The organism is Erwinia sp. MMLR14_017 (genome assembly GCF_033657285.1).
Classification (GTDB): domain Bacteria; phylum Pseudomonadota; class Gammaproteobacteria; order Enterobacterales; family Enterobacteriaceae; genus Erwinia.
Genome location: NZ_JAWVWP010000016.1, coordinates 1 through 16,560, shown reverse-complemented (window position 1 = coordinate 16,560; position 16,560 = coordinate 1). Strand labels below are relative to the sequence as shown.

Annotated in this window: 16 protein-coding genes; 13 read left to right on the top strand and 3 right to left on the bottom strand. The window is 53.9% G+C overall.

All coding sequences use genetic code 11. The features are described from left to right. Window positions 1-44: 44 nt before the first annotated feature. The 7 genes from ubiE (at window position 45) to tatD (ending at window position 5,669) form a co-directional block, all read left to right on the top strand. Entirely contained in the window at window positions 45-800 is a 756-nt protein-coding gene (ubiE, locus tag SD961_RS20145; protein WP_318792113.1) for a bifunctional demethylmenaquinone methyltransferase/2-methoxy-6-polyprenyl-1,4-benzoquinol methylase UbiE, read from the top strand. A gap of 12 nt (window positions 801-812) precedes the next feature. Beyond that, entirely contained in the window at window positions 813-1,418 is a 606-nt protein-coding gene (ubiJ, locus tag SD961_RS20140; protein ID WP_318792112.1) for a ubiquinone biosynthesis protein UbiJ, read from the top strand. Continuing rightward, on the top strand, window positions 1,415-3,052 hold the full coding sequence (gene ubiB, locus SD961_RS20135; protein WP_318792111.1) for a ubiquinone biosynthesis regulatory protein kinase UbiB: 1,638 nt from the start codon (window positions 1,415-1,417) through the stop codon (window positions 3,050-3,052). Before ubiJ ends, ubiB begins: the two co-directional genes overlap by 4 nt. Before the next feature lie 121 nt (window positions 3,053-3,173). Then, window positions 3,174-3,425: a twin-arginine translocase TatA/TatE family subunit gene (gene tatA / locus SD961_RS20130; protein WP_318792110.1), complete on the top strand. Its 252-nt coding sequence runs from the start codon at window positions 3,174-3,176 to the stop codon at window positions 3,423-3,425. A 3-nt stretch (window positions 3,426-3,428) separates the two neighbouring features. Continuing rightward, window positions 3,429-4,046, top strand: coding sequence for a Sec-independent protein translocase protein TatB (gene tatB, locus SD961_RS20125; RefSeq protein WP_412916729.1), 618 nt, complete (start codon window positions 3,429-3,431; stop codon window positions 4,044-4,046). Window positions 4,047-4,048: 2 nt separating this feature from the next. Continuing rightward, a complete protein-coding gene (gene tatC, locus SD961_RS20120; RefSeq protein WP_318792108.1) occupies window positions 4,049-4,807 on the top strand; it encodes a Sec-independent protein translocase subunit TatC in 759 nt (252 codons plus the stop codon). Window positions 4,808-4,883: 76 nt separating this feature from the next. After that, window positions 4,884-5,669, top strand: a complete 786-nt coding sequence (gene tatD, locus SD961_RS20115) for a 3'-5' ssDNA/RNA exonuclease TatD (RefSeq protein WP_318792107.1) — start codon at window positions 4,884-4,886, stop codon at window positions 5,667-5,669. A gap of 27 nt (window positions 5,670-5,696) precedes the next feature. Here tatD and rfaH read toward each other — a convergent pair whose 3' ends face one another. Continuing rightward, window positions 5,697-6,185 (bottom strand): transcription/translation regulatory transformer protein RfaH, encoded by a 489-nt coding sequence (rfaH, locus tag SD961_RS20110; protein ID WP_306208834.1) that lies wholly within the window; start codon window positions 6,183-6,185, stop codon window positions 5,697-5,699. 187 nt (window positions 6,186-6,372) lie between these two features. Between rfaH and ubiD the strand changes: the two genes are divergently transcribed. After that, complete coding sequence (ubiD, locus tag SD961_RS20105; protein ID WP_318792106.1) at window positions 6,373-7,875, top strand: 4-hydroxy-3-polyprenylbenzoate decarboxylase; 1,503 nt, start codon at window positions 6,373-6,375, stop codon at window positions 7,873-7,875. A 24-nt stretch (window positions 7,876-7,899) separates the two neighbouring features. After that, on the top strand, window positions 7,900-8,601 hold the full coding sequence (gene fre / locus SD961_RS20100; protein ID WP_318792104.1) for an NAD(P)H-flavin reductase: 702 nt from the start codon (window positions 7,900-7,902) through the stop codon (window positions 8,599-8,601). A gap of 92 nt (window positions 8,602-8,693) precedes the next feature. Here the strand turns inward: fre and fadA are convergent, their stop codons facing one another. Continuing rightward, window positions 8,694-9,857 (bottom strand): acetyl-CoA C-acyltransferase FadA, encoded by a 1,164-nt coding sequence (gene fadA / locus SD961_RS20095; RefSeq protein ID WP_318792102.1) that lies wholly within the window; start codon window positions 9,855-9,857, stop codon window positions 8,694-8,696. Between the two features lie 10 nt (window positions 9,858-9,867). Next, the gene (gene fadB / locus SD961_RS20090; RefSeq protein ID WP_318792101.1) at window positions 9,868-12,048 is read right to left on the bottom strand and encodes a fatty acid oxidation complex subunit alpha FadB; all 2,181 of its coding nucleotides are present in this window, start codon (window positions 12,046-12,048) and stop codon (window positions 9,868-9,870) included. A gap of 187 nt (window positions 12,049-12,235) precedes the next feature. Here fadB and pepQ point away from each other — a divergent pair, with 187 nt between their 5' ends. From pepQ to hemG, 4 genes are read left to right on the top strand one after another with little or no spacing between them, the layout of a single operon-like run. Beyond that, window positions 12,236-13,567: a Xaa-Pro dipeptidase gene (gene pepQ / locus SD961_RS20085; RefSeq protein ID WP_318792100.1), complete on the top strand. Its 1,332-nt coding sequence runs from the start codon at window positions 12,236-12,238 to the stop codon at window positions 13,565-13,567. Beyond that, the gene (locus SD961_RS20080) at window positions 13,567-14,178 is read left to right on the top strand and encodes an IMPACT family protein (RefSeq protein WP_318792099.1); all 612 of its coding nucleotides are present in this window, start codon (window positions 13,567-13,569) and stop codon (window positions 14,176-14,178) included. Before pepQ ends, SD961_RS20080 begins: the two co-directional genes overlap by 1 nt. A 28-nt stretch (window positions 14,179-14,206) precedes the next feature. Beyond that, complete coding sequence (gene trkH, locus SD961_RS20075) at window positions 14,207-15,658, top strand: Trk system potassium transporter TrkH (RefSeq protein WP_318792098.1); 1,452 nt, start codon at window positions 14,207-14,209, stop codon at window positions 15,656-15,658. Between the two features lie 18 nt (window positions 15,659-15,676). Continuing rightward, entirely contained in the window at window positions 15,677-16,228 is a 552-nt protein-coding gene (gene hemG / locus SD961_RS20070) for a menaquinone-dependent protoporphyrinogen IX dehydrogenase (RefSeq protein WP_318792097.1), read from the top strand. Window positions 16,229-16,560: the final 332 nt, after the last annotated feature.

Here is a 16,560-nt window from a genome sequence, read left to right as displayed (position 1 = left end):
CTGGTACACTTGGCGGATAATTGATTGCAGAGAAGGCAAAACAAATGGCAGATGAATCAAAGGACACCACCCATTTCGGCTTTCGTACCGTAGCGAAAAGCGACAAAGCTGAAATGGTGGCTGATGTTTTCCATTCCGTTGCGGCCAAATATGACCTGATGAACGATTTAATGTCGTTTGGTATTCATCGCGTCTGGAAGCGTTTTACCATTGATTGCAGCGGTGTTCGTCGCGGACAGCGCGTGCTGGATCTGGCGGGTGGAACGGGTGACCTTACCGCTAAGTTTTCCCGCATTGTGGGCGAGACCGGCGAAGTGGTTCTGGCCGATATTAACAGTTCCATGCTGAAAGTAGGCCGGGAAAAATTACGCAATATCGGTATCGTCGGCAACGTGAACTATGTCCAGGCTAACGCTGAAGCCTTGCCGTTCCCTGATAACCACTTTGACTGTATTACCATCGCTTTTGGTCTGCGCAACGTAACGGAAAAAGAGAAGGCGCTGGCCTCTATGTTCCGCGTGCTGAAACCAGGCGGCCGCCTGCTGGTGCTGGAGTTTTCCAAACCGGTACTGGAGCCGCTGAGCAAAGCTTATGACGCCTACTCTTTCCATATCCTGCCGCGGATTGGCGAACTGGTAGCAAAAGATGCTGAAAGCTACCGCTACTTGGCCGAGTCTATTCGTATGCATCCCGATCAGGAGACGCTGAAGCAGATGATGGAAGAAGTTGGCTTTGAGAACACTACGTACCACAATCTCACTGGTGGCATCGTTGCACTGCACCGTGGATTCAAGTTCTAAACAGGAAAGCGAATGACTTTAACGCCGCTGTTAACTGCGGGGCTGGAAACGGCGCTTAATCAGGTCCTTTATCGCGATCGTGGCCTGAAGGCTGCCCGCCAGCGCCTCAACGGCAAAAGCCTGGCCATTGTGCTGGCAGAACTTAAACAACCGCTCACGTTTATCTTCAGCGAAAGGCAGGTGGACGTTCTGGGAGAATGGAGCGATAAGCCTGACTGCACGGTAAAAACTCAGCTTGCCACGCTGCGTAAACTGCGCGATCGCCAGCAACTGACCAGCCTGATCCGCAGCGGTGAGCTGGAGGTTGAGGGCGATCTGCAGGTAGTACAGCACTTCTCTGCTCTGATCGATCTTGCTGAACTTGATCCTGCGGAATACCTTGCCCCCTGGACTGGCGACGTGATGGCACAAAGCATCAGCCAGTTTGCCCGCCGTGGTTTTCAGTTTCTTCGCGGCGATGTGCAGCGCAAGCAGGATTATTTAGGGCAGGCACTGACCGAAGAGTGGCGTCTTGCGCCTGGCGCGTTAGAGGCAGCGTGGTTTACTGAAGAAGTCGACGCATTGAACCGCGACTTTTCTGCCCTGGAAGCCCGTCTGACCAATCTGGAGGCCAAATGAGCTTTGGTGAAATACGCCGCCTGTACTTTATCATCAAGGTATTCCTGAGCTACGGCCTTGATGAGCTGATCCCAAAAACCCGCCTTGCCCTTCCGTTACTCCTGTGGCGTAAGTCGCTGTTCTGGATCCCGAATAAGCATAAAGAGCGGCTGCTGGGTGAACGGTTACGGTTGGCGCTGGAACAACTTGGGCCGGTCTGGATTAAATTCGGTCAGATGATGTCTACCCGACGCGATCTTTTCCCACCGCAGATTGCCGATCAGCTGGCAATGTTACAGGATCGAGTGGCACCCTTTGAGGGCGTGCTGGCTAAGCAGCAAATTGAATTGTCGCTGGGTTGTCCTGTGGAAACCCTGTTTGATAATTTCGAGATCAAACCGCTGGCTTCCGCCTCTATCGCTCAGGTGCATACCGCTACCCTGAAAGAGAATGGCCGGGAAGTAGTGATTAAAGTTATTCGTCCCGATATCCTGCCGGTGATTAGAGCGGATATGAAGCTGATTAACCGCATGGCTCGCTGGGTTCCACGCTTGTTGCCGGATGGGCGTCGTCTGCGTCCGCAGGAAGTGGTGGCGGACTATGAAAAAACGCTGATTGATGAGCTGAATCTGCTGCGTGAAGCGGCCAATGCCATTCAGCTTCGCCGCAACTTCGATAACAGCAAGATGCTTTACGTGCCGGAAATCTTCTCGGATTACGGTAGCGAAACCATGCTGGTAATGGAGCGAATCTACGGTATTCCTATTTCCGATGTGGTAGCGCTTGAGCAGCATGGCGTAAACATGAAACTGCTGGCCGAGCGCGGCGTGCAGGTGTTCTTTACCCAAGTGTTCCGCGACAGCTTCTTCCATGCTGACATGCATCCCGGCAACATTTTTGTCAGCTATGACCACCCGGAAGATCCGCAATATATCGGTATCGACTGCGGCATTGTCGGCTCGCTGAATAAAGAAGATAAGCGCTATCTGGCTGAGAACTTTATCGCCTTCTTTAACCGTGACTACCGCAAGGTTGCCGAGCTGCACGTTGACTCTGGCTGGGTACCGCCAGACACCAATGTGGAAGATTTTGAATTCGCTATTCGCACCGTTTGCGAACCTATCTTTGAAAAGCCGCTGGCTGAGATCTCCTTTGGTCACGTGCTGTTGAACTTGTTCAACACCGCCAGGCGTTTCAATATGGAGGTTCAGCCGCAGTTGGTTCTCCTGCAGAAAACATTGCTGTATGTTGAAGGCGTAGGGCGGCAGCTTTATCCCCAGCTCGATCTGTGGAAAACCGCAAAACCGTTCCTGGAAGAGTGGATCAAGGATCAAATTGGTATTCCTGCTATCGTGCGCGCCTTGAAAGAGAAAGCGCCATTCTGGGCCGAGAAGCTACCGGAGCTGCCGGAGCTGTTTTACGACAGCCTCCGTCAGCACAAGCACTTGCAGCACAGCGTGGACAAACTGGCTAACGATCTGAAGAATGAGCGGGTCAGACAGCATAAGTCCCGTTACCTGTTCGGCGTCGGTGCTACGCTGCTTCTGAGCGGCACGGCTATTCTGCTGACCAAGCCCGAGTGGGAGTGGATTTCGGCAGGAATGATCGCGGCAGGGTTGGTTAGCTGGCTGGTTGGCTGGCGGAAAACTGACTGAATGTCATGAAAAGTAAACAGGGCCTTTTCCTGTATGGTTAGGGCTTTGTTCATCGTCAGGGCAACCTGAGCTGTTATATACTGCAAACTGGCTTTACCATTTATCATCAGAGGCAAAAATCATGGGCGGTATCAGTATCTGGCAATTAGTTATTATTGCCGTAATTGTTGTTCTTCTGTTCGGCACTAACAAACTGCGTAATCTGGGATCCGATCTGGGGTCATCAATCAAAGGCTTTAAAAAAGCCATGGGTGATGAAAACGAGAAAGATAAAGAGAAAGATCATGCCAATGATGCCGACTTTAACGCCAAACTGGCTGACAAAGCGCATACAGAAGCGAAGAAAGAAGACGTTAAGAACGACAAGGTATAAACCGTGTTCGACATAGGCTTTAGTGAACTGATATTGGTGTTCGTTATCGGGCTGGTCGTACTGGGTCCTCAGCGTTTACCGGTGGCGGTGAGAACCGTTGTCGGCTGGATCCGTGCTCTGCGCTCGCTGGCTGCTAACGTGCAGAACGAACTGGCTCAGGAACTCAAGCTGCAGGAGTTGCAGGAGAACCTGAAAAAGGTTGAAGAGGCCAGCAAGAACAGCCTTTCTCCTGAACTTAAAGCCTCCATGGATGAGCTGAAACAGTCAGCCGAGTCCATGAAGCGTACCTTTCTGGGCGACCATGAACAAGCCGATGATGAAGCTAACACCATCCATAATCCGTTGGTGAAAAGGTCTGAAGATTCTCACGAAGGCGTGACGCCAGCGGAAGCCGATCATCAGGCCAGCGCGCCGGCAAAAGCACCTGACGCGGCTACTGCGGCCGTTCAGGACTCTCATCAGACCATCGCGCCTGCAAAAGCACCTGATGCGGCTACTGCGCCCGTTCAGGCTCCTGCGGTAAGCGCTGAACCTAAGCCAGCGGCAACAACGAACGGCGACGTGCCACACTTGTCCAGCCGTGCTCCCGTTTCCACTACATTACCGAGCGATGAACGATAATCATGGCTGTTGAAGATACCCAACCGCTTATCAGTCATTTGATTGAACTCCGTAAGCGCTTGTTGAACTGTATTATTGCCGTTGTGGGCATCTTTGTTTGCCTGGCTTATTTCTCTAATGACATCTATCAGCTTGTTTCCGCACCGCTGATCAGGCAGATGCCAGCGGGGGCTAGTATGATCGCCACCGACGTGGCTTCTCCCTTTTTCACCCCCATCAAGCTGACGGTAATCGTCTCGGTTTTCCTTGCGGTACCGGTGATCCTCTATCAGATTTGGGCCTTTATTGCGCCCGCGCTCTACAGGCATGAGCGCAAGCTGGTGATGCCTCTGCTCTTTTCCAGTTCATTCCTATTCTATATAGGGATGGCTTTCGCCTACTTTATTGTCTTTCCGCTGGCCTTTGGCTTCTTCGCCAAGACGGCGCCGCAGGGCGTATTGATTGCCACTGACATTAACAACTATCTCGATTTTGTGATGGCGCTGTTTATGGCTTTTGGCGTCTCTTTTGAAGTGCCGATTGCCATCGTACTGATTTGCTGGACTGGCCTGACCACGCCGGAAGATCTGAAGAAGAAGCGTCCCTATGTTCTGGTAGGTGCTTTCGTGGTGGGAATGCTGTTAACACCGCCTGACGTCTTCTCGCAGACGCTTTTAGCTATCCCAATGTACTGCCTGTTTGAAGTCGGCGTGTTCTTCGCCCGCTTCTATGTTGGCAAGCGTCGACAGGATATGGACCCGGAAGAGAACGGTTCTGAATAGCGTAGAGCAGGTCCAGCGTTCACCTTATATGAAGTAAACTAACCGCCCGAAAGGGCGGTTACCGTTTGGAAATCCTATGTTCGATATTGGCGTTAACCTGACCAGCACGCAGTTTGCAAAAGATCGCGACCAGGTCGTTAAACGTGCAAAAGAGGCTGGCGTGCGCGGATTGCTGCTCACGGGCACCAACGCGCTGGAAAGCCAGCAGGCACAGAGCCTGGCTATGCGCCGTCCGGGATATTGCTGGTCCACAGCGGGCGTGCATCCTCACCATGCCAGCGAATGGTCGGGTGAGACGGCGGCCACGCTGAGACGTCTGGCTGAAAGCCCTGAAGTTGTGGCTATTGGCGAATGTGGTCTGGACTTCAACCGCAATATTTCAGCACCCGAGCAGCAGGTTTATGCTTTTAACGCACAGCTGGAGCTGGCGGCAGAGCTGAACATGCCGGTGTTCCTTCACTGCCGTGATGCTCATGAGCGTTTTCTCTCCGTACTGAAGCCCTGGTTATCCCGGTTGCCTGGTGCCGTTATCCACTGCTTCACCGGGACGCGGGAAGAGCTGGAAGCTTGCCTTGCCGCCGGATTGTCTGTTGGTATTACGGGTTGGGTTTGCGATGAGCGTCGGGGCATGGAGCTGCGTGAACTGATGCCATTAATCCCGGCAGATCGGCTGTTGCTGGAAACGGATGCGCCCTATCTGCTGCCCCGCGATATGCGTCCAAGACCTCCCTCAAGGCGCAATGAACCCTGCTTCCTGCCGCATATCGTGCAGGTAGTCGCGGGTTTGCGGGGAGAAGTAGCTGAAGCGCTGGCTGTTCAGTGCGATCAAAATGCGCGTAAGCTGTTCCGTTTGCCGGAGTAAGCCGACAGCAGCCTGGCAGGGTTAGGGTCAGAGCTTATGGAACTGTTTGTTATCCAGGCTGCGCGTAATCTGTTTGTTGAGTAAATTCAGCAGCAACATTGAGCGCGCCTCACCGTCGGGTTCGGTAAAGATGGCCTGCAATCCTTCAAAAGCGCCGCAGGTGATTAGCACGCGATCGCCCGGCTGCGGTAGCTCCGGATCTACCATTTTGATTGGCGTATCGGTTTGCAAGGCGGCAATAACGTCATGCGGAACGTTTGCCGGCAGGCTGCCAAAACGGATGAAATGACTGACGCCGCGCGTGGCGCTGATCGTGGTGGTATGAATCTCTTCAGGATCGAATTCAATAAACAGGTAATTCGGGAAGAGCGGTTCATCCACCTGCGTGCGTTTTCCCCGAACCAGTTTCTCTAATGCAATCATTGGGCTGAGACAATGCACCGCCTGACGCTCAAGATGTTCTTTCGCGCGAAGCAGCTGGCCACGTTTGCAATAAAGTAGATACCAGGATTCCATAACGTCACTTTTTGATTACAGGGCCGCTAAGAATACCAAACTCATCGCCAGAGTTATAGCGGGATCCCACCACGATGCGCCCCACGCTGGAATTTGCGAGCCAAAACCCATGCGCTACGAAAACCTAAGCATAGCGTGCCAATCCTCCCTATAATGTCCGATTCGCTGACCGTATTGATGAGAAGTCATGAAATACCACGACTTACGTGATTTCCTTGCGCTGCTTGAGCAACGCGGGGAACTCAAGCGCATTAAACAAGAGATTGATCCCGATCTTGAGATGACCGAAATTGCTGACCGCACTCTGCGGGCTGGTGGGCCGGCCCTGCTGTTTGAAAACCCCAAAGGGTACAACATGCCGGTCTTGTGCAATCTGTTTGGCACCCCAGACCGGGTGGCAATGGGCATGGGGCAGAAAGATGTTTCGGCACTCCGTGACGTGGGTCGTCTGCTGGCGTTTCTGAAAGAACCTGAACCTCCACGCGGTTTCCGTGATTTCTTCGATAAAATGCCGCAGTGGAAGCAGGTGCTGAACATGCCAACTAAGCGACTGCGTGATGCCCCTTGTCAGCAGCAGATTTGGCAGGGCGATGACGTTGATCTGCATAAAATCCCGGTGATGAAATGCTGGCCGGAAGATGCCGCACCCTTAATCACCTGGGGGCTGACCGTTACGCGGGGTCCTCATAAAGAGCGGCAGAACCTTGGCATTTATCGCCAGCAGGTGATCGGCAAGAACAAGCTGATTATGCGCTGGCTCTCTCATCGCGGCGGCGCGCTCGATTTCCAGGAGTGGGGCCAGCATCACCCGGGCGAAAGATTCCCGGTTTCGGTGGCGCTGGGTGCCGATCCGGCAACCATCCTCGGTGCGGTAACGCCCGTGCCGGACTCCCTCTCCGAATATGCCTTCGCCGGCCTGCTACGTGGAACTAAAACCGAAGTTGTGAAGTGCGTTTCTAACGATCTTGAAGTGCCTGCCAGCGCCGAAATTGTTCTGGAAGGTTATATAGAGGCGGGTGAAATGGCGCCGGAAGGTCCCTACGGCGATCACACCGGTTACTATAATGAAGTAGACAACTTCCCGGTCTTTACCGTGACGCACATTACGCAGCGTCGTGATGCTATCTATCACTCCACCTATACTGGCCGCCCACCGGATGAACCTGCGGTGTTGGGCGTGGCGCTGAATGAAGTCTTCGTGCCTATTTTGCAGAAGCAGTTCCCGGAAATTGTCGATTTCTATCTGCCGCCTGAAGGCTGCTCCTACCGTCTGGCCGTCGTGACCATGAAAAAACAGTACGCGGGCCATGCCAAGCGCGTCATGATGGGGGTCTGGTCTTTCCTGCGGCAATTTATGTACACGAAATTTGTTATTGTCTGCGATGATGACGTTAATGCTCGTGACTGGAACGATGTTATCTGGGCGATCACTACGCGCATGGACCCGGCCAGGGATACCGTTTTGGTGGAAAATACGCCGATAGATTACCTTGACTTCGCCTCGCCTGTTTCGGGCCTGGGATCGAAAATGGGTCTGGACGCAACCAACAAATGGCCTGGCGAAACGACGCGGGAGTGGGGACGTCCTATTCGCAAAGATCCTGCGGTCACCGCCCGTATCGATGAGATATGGAATGAGTTAGGCATCTTCAGTGAGACGCCTGCGCGCAACAGTGCGCCCGGCAAATAAATTTCGACCCGACAGAGGGAACGCATGACAACGTTAAGCTGCAAAGTGACCTCAGTAGAGGCGATTACCGATACTGTGTACCGAGTGCGTATGGTGCCGGAGGCTGATTTCAGCTTCCGTGCTGGCCAGTATCTGATGGTGGTGATGGATGAGCGTGACAAACGTCCGTTCTCTCTGGCTTCCACTCCCATGGAGAAAGACATTATTGAGCTTCATATCGGCGCGTCCGATATGAACCTGTATGCGATGGCCGTGATGGAGCGGATCCAGCAGCAGCGGAAGATAACCGTAGATATTCCGCACGGTGATGCCTGGTTACGTGAAGAGAGCAAGCGTCCTTTGGTGCTCATCGCCGGGGGAACCGGTTTCTCCTATGTCCGCTCTATCCTGTTGACGGCGCTTTCACAGCAGCCCGATCGCGACATCGCCTTGTACTGGGGTGGGCGTGAGTTGAAGCACTTGTATGACCTGGAAGAGCTGGAAGCGCTGGCGGTTAAGCATCCAAATCTGAAGATCATTCCGGTGGTTGAGCAGCCGGAAGCCGGTTGGCAAGGGCGCAACGGCACGGTTCTCACCGCAGTGATGAATGATTACGGCAGCCTTGATGGTCATGATATCTACATTGCCGGCCGTTTTGAGATGGCGAAAATAGCCCGCGAGCGTTTTTGTGCCGAGCGTGGGGCAAAAGAAGAACAGATGTTTGGCGATGCCTTTGCCTTTATCTGAGGATGCCGGGAGCAGAGCTTGCTCCCCCCGCTCCGAAAAAGCCCGCCCCTGACGGGCGGGAAGAATTGCAGCAGAACTTCCAGAACAACGTATCAGACTCTTTCAAAGACGGTGGCAATCCCCTGTCCTAAACCAATGCACATCGTTGCCAGGCCAAACTGGACATCCCGTCTTTCCATCAGATTTAACAGCGTGGTGCTGATCCTTGCACCTGAACAGCCCAGAGGATGCCCCAGCGCAATAGCGCCGCCATTGAGGTTAACCTTTTCATCCATGACTTCAAGCAGCCCCAAATCCTTGATGCAAGGCAGCGTCTGGGCAGCAAAGGCTTCATTCAGTTCAAACAGACCGATATCCGTTACCGACAATCCCGCTCGTTTTAACGCCAGCTGTGAAGCCGGAACCGGCCCATAGCCCATGATGGAAGGATCGCAGCCCACGACGGCCATGGCGCGAACGTAAGCACGAGGTTTCAGACCCAGTTCTCTGGCGCGGGTTTCGCTCATGATAAGCATCGCTGCTGCGCCATCGGACAGCGCCGAAGAACTGCCTGCCGTGACCGTTCCATTGACCGGGTCGAATGCAGGGCGCAGAGCTTTCAGGCCTTCCGCAGTGGTATCCGGGCGGATAACTTCATCAAAATCATAGCGACGAAGCACGCCATCAGCATCATGTCCGCTGGTGGGAACGATCTCACTGGCAAAATGCCCGGCCTGTGTGGCGGCCCAGGCGCGCTGGTGAGAGCGCGCGGCAAAGGCATCCTGTTGCTCACGGCTGATGCCATGGATGCGTGCCAGCATCTCTGCGGTAAGCCCCATCATACCAGCCGCTTTAGCGACGGTTTTGCTCAGCCCTGGATGGAAATCAACGCCATGGCTCATCGGCACATGGCCCATATGCTCAACACCGCCGATCAGACAGGCCGTGGCATCTCCAACCATAATAGCGCGTGCGGCATCATGCAGGGCCTGCATTGAGGAACCGCAAAGCCGGTTTACGGTAGTTGCCGGAACGCTATGAGGAATTTCAGCCAGCAGAGCGGCGTTGCGGCCGATATTAAATCCCTGTTCCAGCGTCTGCTGCACGCAACCCCAGTAGATATCATCCAGCTGATTTGCTTCCAGCGCAGGGTTACGGCTTAGCAGGCTGCGCATCAAATGGGCCGAAAGATCTTCCGCACGAACGTGGCGATAAGCCCCCCCTTTAGAGCGACCCATTGGCGTGCGGACTGCATCAACAATGACGACCTTTTCCATTTTTATCTCCTCACGCCATTTTCAGTGTGGCTTCGCCAATCGGCGCGGCCTGTGGATACCAGCTGTCGTTGCCGTTCGCTTTTTCAACTAATCCGTCAGGGCAGTGGTAGAGCGCACCAAGCTGGCTGAACGCTTGCGCCTGACTAACGAAACGGGCATTTCCCAGCGTATCCAGATAGCGGAACGCGCCGCCGTGGAAAGGAGGGAAGCCCAGGCCGTAGACCAGCGCCATATCCGCTTCGGCAGGAGAGGCGATAATGCCTTCTTCCAGGCAGCGCACCACTTCATTGATCATCGGGATCATCATGCGGGAAACAATTTCCTCGTCACTGAAAACGTGCCTCGGCTGACAGACGCTTTGCAGCATCTCATCAACTTCCGGGTCGGCTACCTTTTTGGGCTTGCCCTCTGTTTCCCAGCGATAAAACCCGAGCTTATTTTTCTGACCATAACGTTTCATGTCGAACAGCACATCGATGGCGTCACGATAATCTTTCTTCATTCGGGAGGGGAAGCCGTCGGCCATCACCGTCTGGGCATGATGAGCGGTATCGATACCGACGACATCCAGCAGCCACGCCGGCCCCATTGGCCAGCCAAACTGTTTTTCCATCACTTTATCAATCTGACGGAAATCAGCGCCGTCGCGCAGCAGCAGGCTGAAACCAGCAAAATAGGGGAATAGCACGCGGTTGACGAAAAAGCCGGGACAGTCGTTAACCACGATCGGCGTTTTGCCCATTTTACTGGCCCAGGCAACCACTTTTGCCAGCGTCGCTTCTGAGGTTTTCTCACCCCGGACCACCTCCACTAACGGCATGCGATGTACCGGATTGAAAAAATGCATACCGCAAAAATTTTCGGGACGCTTAAGCACACTGGCTAACTGGCTGACAGGAATAGTTGACGTATTGGTAGCCAGAACAGCCGTTGGAGTGAGATAACTCTCCGTCTCCGCCAGCACAGCTGCTTTGATCTTCGGATTTTCAACCACCGCCTCCACCACCATCTCCGCCCGCTCAAAACCGGCATAGTCCAGCGTTGGCTGAATAGTGGCGATGATACCGGCCAGCTTCATTCCGTCGATTTTGCCCCGTTCCAGCTGTTTGTTGAGTAATTTAGCGGCCTCTTTCATACCCAGTTCAAGTGAGGCTGGATTGATATCTTTCATGATCACCGGCACGCCTTTAGAGGCGGACTGACAGGCTATCCCGCCGCCCATGATCCCGGCGCCCAGTACAGCAGCCTGTTTCGGCGTGGCGATATCTTTGGTGAGTTTTTTCGCTTTGGCTTTGACCGCCTGATCGTTTAAGAAAATACCGACCAGCGCCCGGGCTTCATCAGAACGCGCCAGCGGCACAAAGGCGCTGGTTTCCAGCTTCAGCGCCTCGTCGCGGCCCATATTTGCAGCGGCTTCAATGGTTTTCACCGCAATCAGCGGTGCGGGATAGTGTTTTCCTGCCGTTTGCAGCACCATGCTTTTGGCAATGCTGAAACTCATTGTCGCTTCAATTTTGCTGAGTTTCAGCGGTTCCAGTTTCGGCTGACGGCGTGCTCGCCACTCCTGCTTGCCAGCTATCGCCTCCTGCAAGATGGCGATGGCCGCCTGCTGCAGCTTTCCTGCCGGGACAATAGCATCCGCAAGACCCAGCGCCAGCGCCCGCTCTGCATCCACATCCTTGCCTGCGGCAATAATCTCCAGCGCGCTGTCGGCACCCAGCAGTCTGGGCAGGCGCACCGATCCCCCGAAGCCCGGCATAATCCCCAGTCTGGTTTCCGGCAGGCCGATGCGGGCATCCGGCGTGACAATACGAAAATCGGTGGCGAGCACGCATTCACAGCCGCCGCCCAGCGCATAGCCCTGAACAGCCGATAAGGTCGGGACGGGCAGATCTTCCAGCCGGTTAAAAATGGCATTGGCAAACGTCAGCCATTGCGTAAGTTTTTCAGCCGGGGCGGCAAATAAAGAGAGAAACTCAGTGATATCCGCGCCGACGATAAACGCCGGTTTACGAGAGCTAAGCAGCAACGCCTTCAGCTCAGGTTGCTGCTCCAGCACCGTGAGAGCTTCCCCCAGACTGGCAACGGTTTGCGTGTCCAGCTTGTTGACCGAGCCCGGCGCATCAAAGACCAGCTCGGCGATGCCCGGTTCCAGCCAGTCCAGTGTTAGCGTGTCGCCTTTGTAGAGCATGTGAATCTCCTGAAGCCGCAATAAGGGGATCTGGTCATACCAGATGATCGTGAGTGTGGAAGGGATGTTAATTATTTGCAAACGAGTCTTTGCGGATTTGCAAACAAGATCACAGGCGAGGCATCGCGGCATCCCCGCAGGGGGTGTGATAAGATGCGCACAATTTCACGATAATGGAGGCAGAGTTATGGAATCGTTGGTCACCCTTTATCAGGACCATCTGAAAACACTACAGGCGCGGGCTCAGCAGGTGTTGGAGCGTAACAAGCTGGATGCCCTGCTGATCCATTCAGGAGAACTGCTCACCGTTTTCCTCGACGATCATACCTATCCCTTTAAAGTGAACCCCCAGTTTAAAGCCTGGCTGCCGGTCACCTCGGTGCCGAACTGCTGGCTGTGGGTGGATGGCGTTAGCAAACCCAAACTGTGGTTCTATTCGCCTGTGGATTACTGGCACAACGTGGAGCCTCTGCCGCAGAGCTTCTGGACGGATGAGATTGAGATCGTTGCGCTGAAAAATGCCGATGAGATCGCTCAGCTGCTGCCTGCCCAACGCGATAACGTCGCTTATATCGGCCCGGTGCCAGCACGCGCCGCTCAGTTGGGTATCAATAGTGACCGGACCAACCCAAAAGCTGTCATCGATTTCCTGCATTATCATCGATCTTACAAGACCGATTATGAGCTGTACTGCCTGCGTGAAGCGCAAAAAACTGCGGTGATCGGTCATCGTGCAGCGCAAGAGGCCTTCCTCTCCGGGATGAGCGAGTTTGATATCAATAACGCTTACCTCAGCGCAACTGGCCATCGTGATATTGATGTTCCTTACGGCAATATCATCGCGCTCAATGAGCATGCTGCGGTACTGCACTACACCCAACTGGATCACCTTCCGCCAGAGCAGGCTCGCAGTTTCCTGATTGATGCCGGAACGGAATATAACGGTTATGCGGCGGATTTAACCCGTACTTATGCAGCGCAGCCTGACAGTGACTATGCTCAGCTGGTTAAAGAGATGAATCAGGAAGAGCTGGCGTTAATTGGCACCCTGAAAGCGGGCGTGCGATACAGCGAATATCATCAGCAAATGCATCAGCGTATTGCGAAACTGTTGCTTAAGCATCAGTTAGTGAAAGGCCTGAGTGAAGAAGCGCTGGTGGCAGAAGATATTACCGGACCCTTTATGCCGCACGGTCTTGGTCATCCTCTGGGTTTGCAGGTGCACGATGTTGCCGGATTTATGCAGGACGACAAGGGCACGCATCTGGCCGCGCCGCAGCAATATCCTTATCTGCGCTGTACGCGTATTCTTGAGCCGCGCATGGTCCTGACCATTGAACCCGGTATTTACTTTATCGAGTCGCTGCTGGCCCCATGGCGCGAAGGTAAATTCAGCCAGCATTTCAACTGGGATCGTATCGATGCGCTCAAGCCGTATGGCGGCATCCGTATTGAGGATAATGTGATTATCCGCGAGCAGGGCGTGGAAAACATGACCCGGGATCTGAAGCTGGAGTGATGGAGGCCTATGACATCCCTGCTGAGCTGTTCAGCTTCAGTGAGGAAATCAAAAAAAGCCGCTTTATCACGCTGTTGGCCCATACTGACGGTGTGGACGCAGCCCGGGCTTTTGTTCAGCAGATAAAGAAAGAGCATCCCACCGCCCGTCATCATTGCTGGGCGTGGGTAGCCGGTGCGCCTTCGGATTCACAACAGCTGGGGTTCTCTGATGACGGAGAGCCTTCCGGTACGGCGGGTAAACCCATGCTGGCACAGCTAATGGGTAACCATATTGGAGAGATTACCGCCGTGGTGGTTCGCTATTATGGCGGTATTCAACTGGGAACCGGCGGGCTGGTAAAAGCGTATGGCGGAGGAGTGCAGCAGGCGCTGAAACTGTTGCCGCGTGTGCAGAAAGTCCCGATGCTCACCTTTGCGCTCTCCTGTGACTATGCTCAGCTTGCAGAGATTGAAAGGATGACTGGCCGGTTCAACGGCCAGCTTTTACACAGTGAATTTTCAGCGTGCGTTTCATTAACGCTGGCCTTACCGCATTCTCAGGTTGCGGGCTTTGTACAAAATCTCACAGACTTTAGCAGAGGGGCGCTGACGCTCACCCCGCTCGACTAACTTTCATTGTCAGGAAAGGAACGGTTACATGCATTATCGCGCCATTACCCGCATCGTGGGGTTGCTGGTCATTTTGTTCTCGGGGACGATGATCGTGCCGGGCCTGGTCGCTCTGATCTACCGTGACGGTGCGGGTCGTGCATTTACCCAGACCTTCTTTATGGCGCTGCTTATCGGTTCGCTGCTGTGGTGGCCTAACCGCAAACAGCGGAAAGAGTTAAAGCCGCGTGAGGGATTCCTGATTGTAGTGCTGTTCTGGACGGTGCTGGGCAGCGTGGGGGCCATGCCGTTTATCTTTGCTGAACATCCCAACCTCTCCGTAACGGACGCTTTCTTTGAATCCTTTTCCGGCCTGACCACCACCGGTGCTACCACACTGGTGGGACTGGATTCGCTGCCCAAAGCCATTCTCTTTTACCGGCAAATGCTGCAGTGGCTGGGCGGAATGGGGATCATTGTGCTCGCGGTAGCTATTCTGCCGATTTTGGGGGTAGGGGGAATGCAGCTCTATCGCGCTGAAATGCCTGGCCCGCTGAAAGATAACAAGATGCGCCCCCGTATTGCAGAAACGGCGAAAACGTTATGGCTAATCTACGTCTTACTGACGGTGATTTGCGCGCTGGCGCTCTGGCTGGCCGGAATGCCGCTGTTTGATGCCATCGGGCACAGCTTCTCGACAATCGCCATCGGCGGATTCTCTACTCATGATGCGAGTATTGGCTACTTCAACAGCCCAACGATCAATACCATCATCGCCATCTTCCTGCTGATCTCTGGCTGTAATTATGGCCTGCATTTCTCCATGTTCAGCGGGCGCAACCTTCGTGTTTACTGGCGTGACCCGGAATTCCGCATGTTTATCGGGGTTCAGCTCACGCTGGTGATTATCTGCACCGTAGTGCTGTGGTTCCATGATGTTTACCACAGCGGGATGCAGACGCTGAATCAGGCTTTCTTCCAGGTAGTTTCCATGGCGACCACCGCTGGCTTCACCACTGACAGCATTGCACGTTGGCCGCTGTTCCTTCCTGTTCTGCTGCTCTGCTCTGCTTTTATTGGTGGCTGCGCCGGGTCGACTGGTGGGGGGCTGAAGGTGATCCGTATCCTGCTGCTGTTCAAGCAGGGTTCGCGTGAGCTAAAGCGGCTGGTTCACCCAAATGCGGTATACACCATCAAGCTGGGCCAACGCGCGCTGCCTGAACGCATCCTTGAAGCCGTTTGGGGCTTCTTCTCTGCTTACGCGTTGGTGTTCCTGCTGAGTATGCTGGCAATTATTGCGACCGGAGTGGATGACTTTTCCGCATTTGCTGCCGTGGCCGCCACCCTGAATAACCTTGGACCGGGCCTGGGAGTCGTGGCGGATAACTTCACTACGATGAACGATGCGGCGAAATGGATTTTAATCCTGACGATGCTTTTTGGCCGTCTGGAAGTGTTCACGCTGTTAGTCCTGTTCACGCCAACCTTCTGGCGCGAGTAACTGAAACGAGTATTGAATATGAAAGCGTTAATCCTTTTTTCCAGCCGTGATGGCCAGACGCGTGAAATCGCGGCTTATATAGCTAATCAGTTAAAAGAGCAGCAGGAATGTGACGTGCTGAACATCCTGCACGCTTCCTCCGTGAACTGGGCTGAGTACGATCGAGTGCTGATAGGCGCCTCTATACGCTATGGGCACTTCCATCCCGCCGTGACCAAATTCGTTAAACAGCATTTGTTGCAGATAAAGGATAGGGCAAGCGGTTTCTTTTCAGTGAACCTTACCGCGCGTAAACCAGAAAAGCGTACGCCACAGACCAATGCTTACACACGCAAGTTCCTGCTGCAGTCGCCCTGGGAACCTGACTGCTGTGCCGTCTTCGCAGGGGCACTGCGTTATCCGCGTTACGGTTTCTTCGACCGCATCATGATTCAGCTTATTATGCGTATGACCGGCGGCGAGACGGATGCCAGTAAAGAAGTCGAGTATACAGATTGGGTTCAGGTAGAGCGTTTTGCCCATGAATTTGCTGCATTATCAGGCAAAGTGAAGGTAAAAGAGGCGCTTTGATGAAAAATGACGCTGTCAGTCATTTTTCTGCAATAAACACTTGTCAGCCGTCAGGAACTCCCTATAATGCGCCTCCATCGACACGGAACAACGGCTTACCGGCCGCCGGGTTGAGAGGTTCAGCTTGCTGAACCGCCGGAGAAAAACTTCTGAAAAGAGGTTGACTCTGAGGGAGGAAAGCGTAATATACGCCACCTCGCAGTAACGCCTCCGGGTGCTTACCGCAACGCTCTTTAACAATTTATCAGACAATCTGTGTGGGCACTCGCAGGATTGATATCAGCGCCGCAAGGCGCAAAAAATATCAAGTCTTAAGAGTGAACACATAATGA

Coding starts and splice junctions, on each gene's coding strand:
- ubiE (WP_318792113.1), top strand. CDS start 45: ATGGCAGATGAATCAAAGGACACCACCCATTTCGGCTTTCGTACCGTA.
- fadA (WP_318792102.1), bottom strand. CDS start 9,857: ATGGAAAAGGTCGTCATTGTTGATGCAGTCCGCACGCCAATGGGTCGC.
- trkH (WP_318792098.1), top strand. CDS start 14,207: ATGCATTATCGCGCCATTACCCGCATCGTGGGGTTGCTGGTCATTTTG.
- tatC (WP_318792108.1), top strand. CDS start 4,049: ATGGCTGTTGAAGATACCCAACCGCTTATCAGTCATTTGATTGAACTC.
- hemG (WP_318792097.1), top strand. CDS start 15,677: ATGAAAGCGTTAATCCTTTTTTCCAGCCGTGATGGCCAGACGCGTGAA.
- rfaH (WP_306208834.1), bottom strand. CDS start 6,185: ATGGAATCCTGGTATCTACTTTATTGCAAACGTGGCCAGCTGCTTCGC.
- fadB (WP_318792101.1), bottom strand. CDS start 12,048: ATGCTCTACAAAGGCGACACGCTAACACTGGACTGGCTGGAACCGGGC.
- pepQ (WP_318792100.1), top strand. CDS start 12,236: ATGGAATCGTTGGTCACCCTTTATCAGGACCATCTGAAAACACTACAG.
- tatA (WP_318792110.1), top strand. CDS start 3,174: ATGGGCGGTATCAGTATCTGGCAATTAGTTATTATTGCCGTAATTGTT.
- tatD (WP_318792107.1), top strand. CDS start 4,884: ATGTTCGATATTGGCGTTAACCTGACCAGCACGCAGTTTGCAAAAGAT.
- fre (WP_318792104.1), top strand. CDS start 7,900: ATGACAACGTTAAGCTGCAAAGTGACCTCAGTAGAGGCGATTACCGAT.
- ubiB (WP_318792111.1), top strand. CDS start 1,415: ATGAGCTTTGGTGAAATACGCCGCCTGTACTTTATCATCAAGGTATTC.
- SD961_RS20080 (WP_318792099.1), top strand. CDS start 13,567: ATGGAGGCCTATGACATCCCTGCTGAGCTGTTCAGCTTCAGTGAGGAA.
- ubiJ (WP_318792112.1), top strand. CDS start 813: ATGACTTTAACGCCGCTGTTAACTGCGGGGCTGGAAACGGCGCTTAAT.
- ubiD (WP_318792106.1), top strand. CDS start 6,373: ATGAAATACCACGACTTACGTGATTTCCTTGCGCTGCTTGAGCAACGC.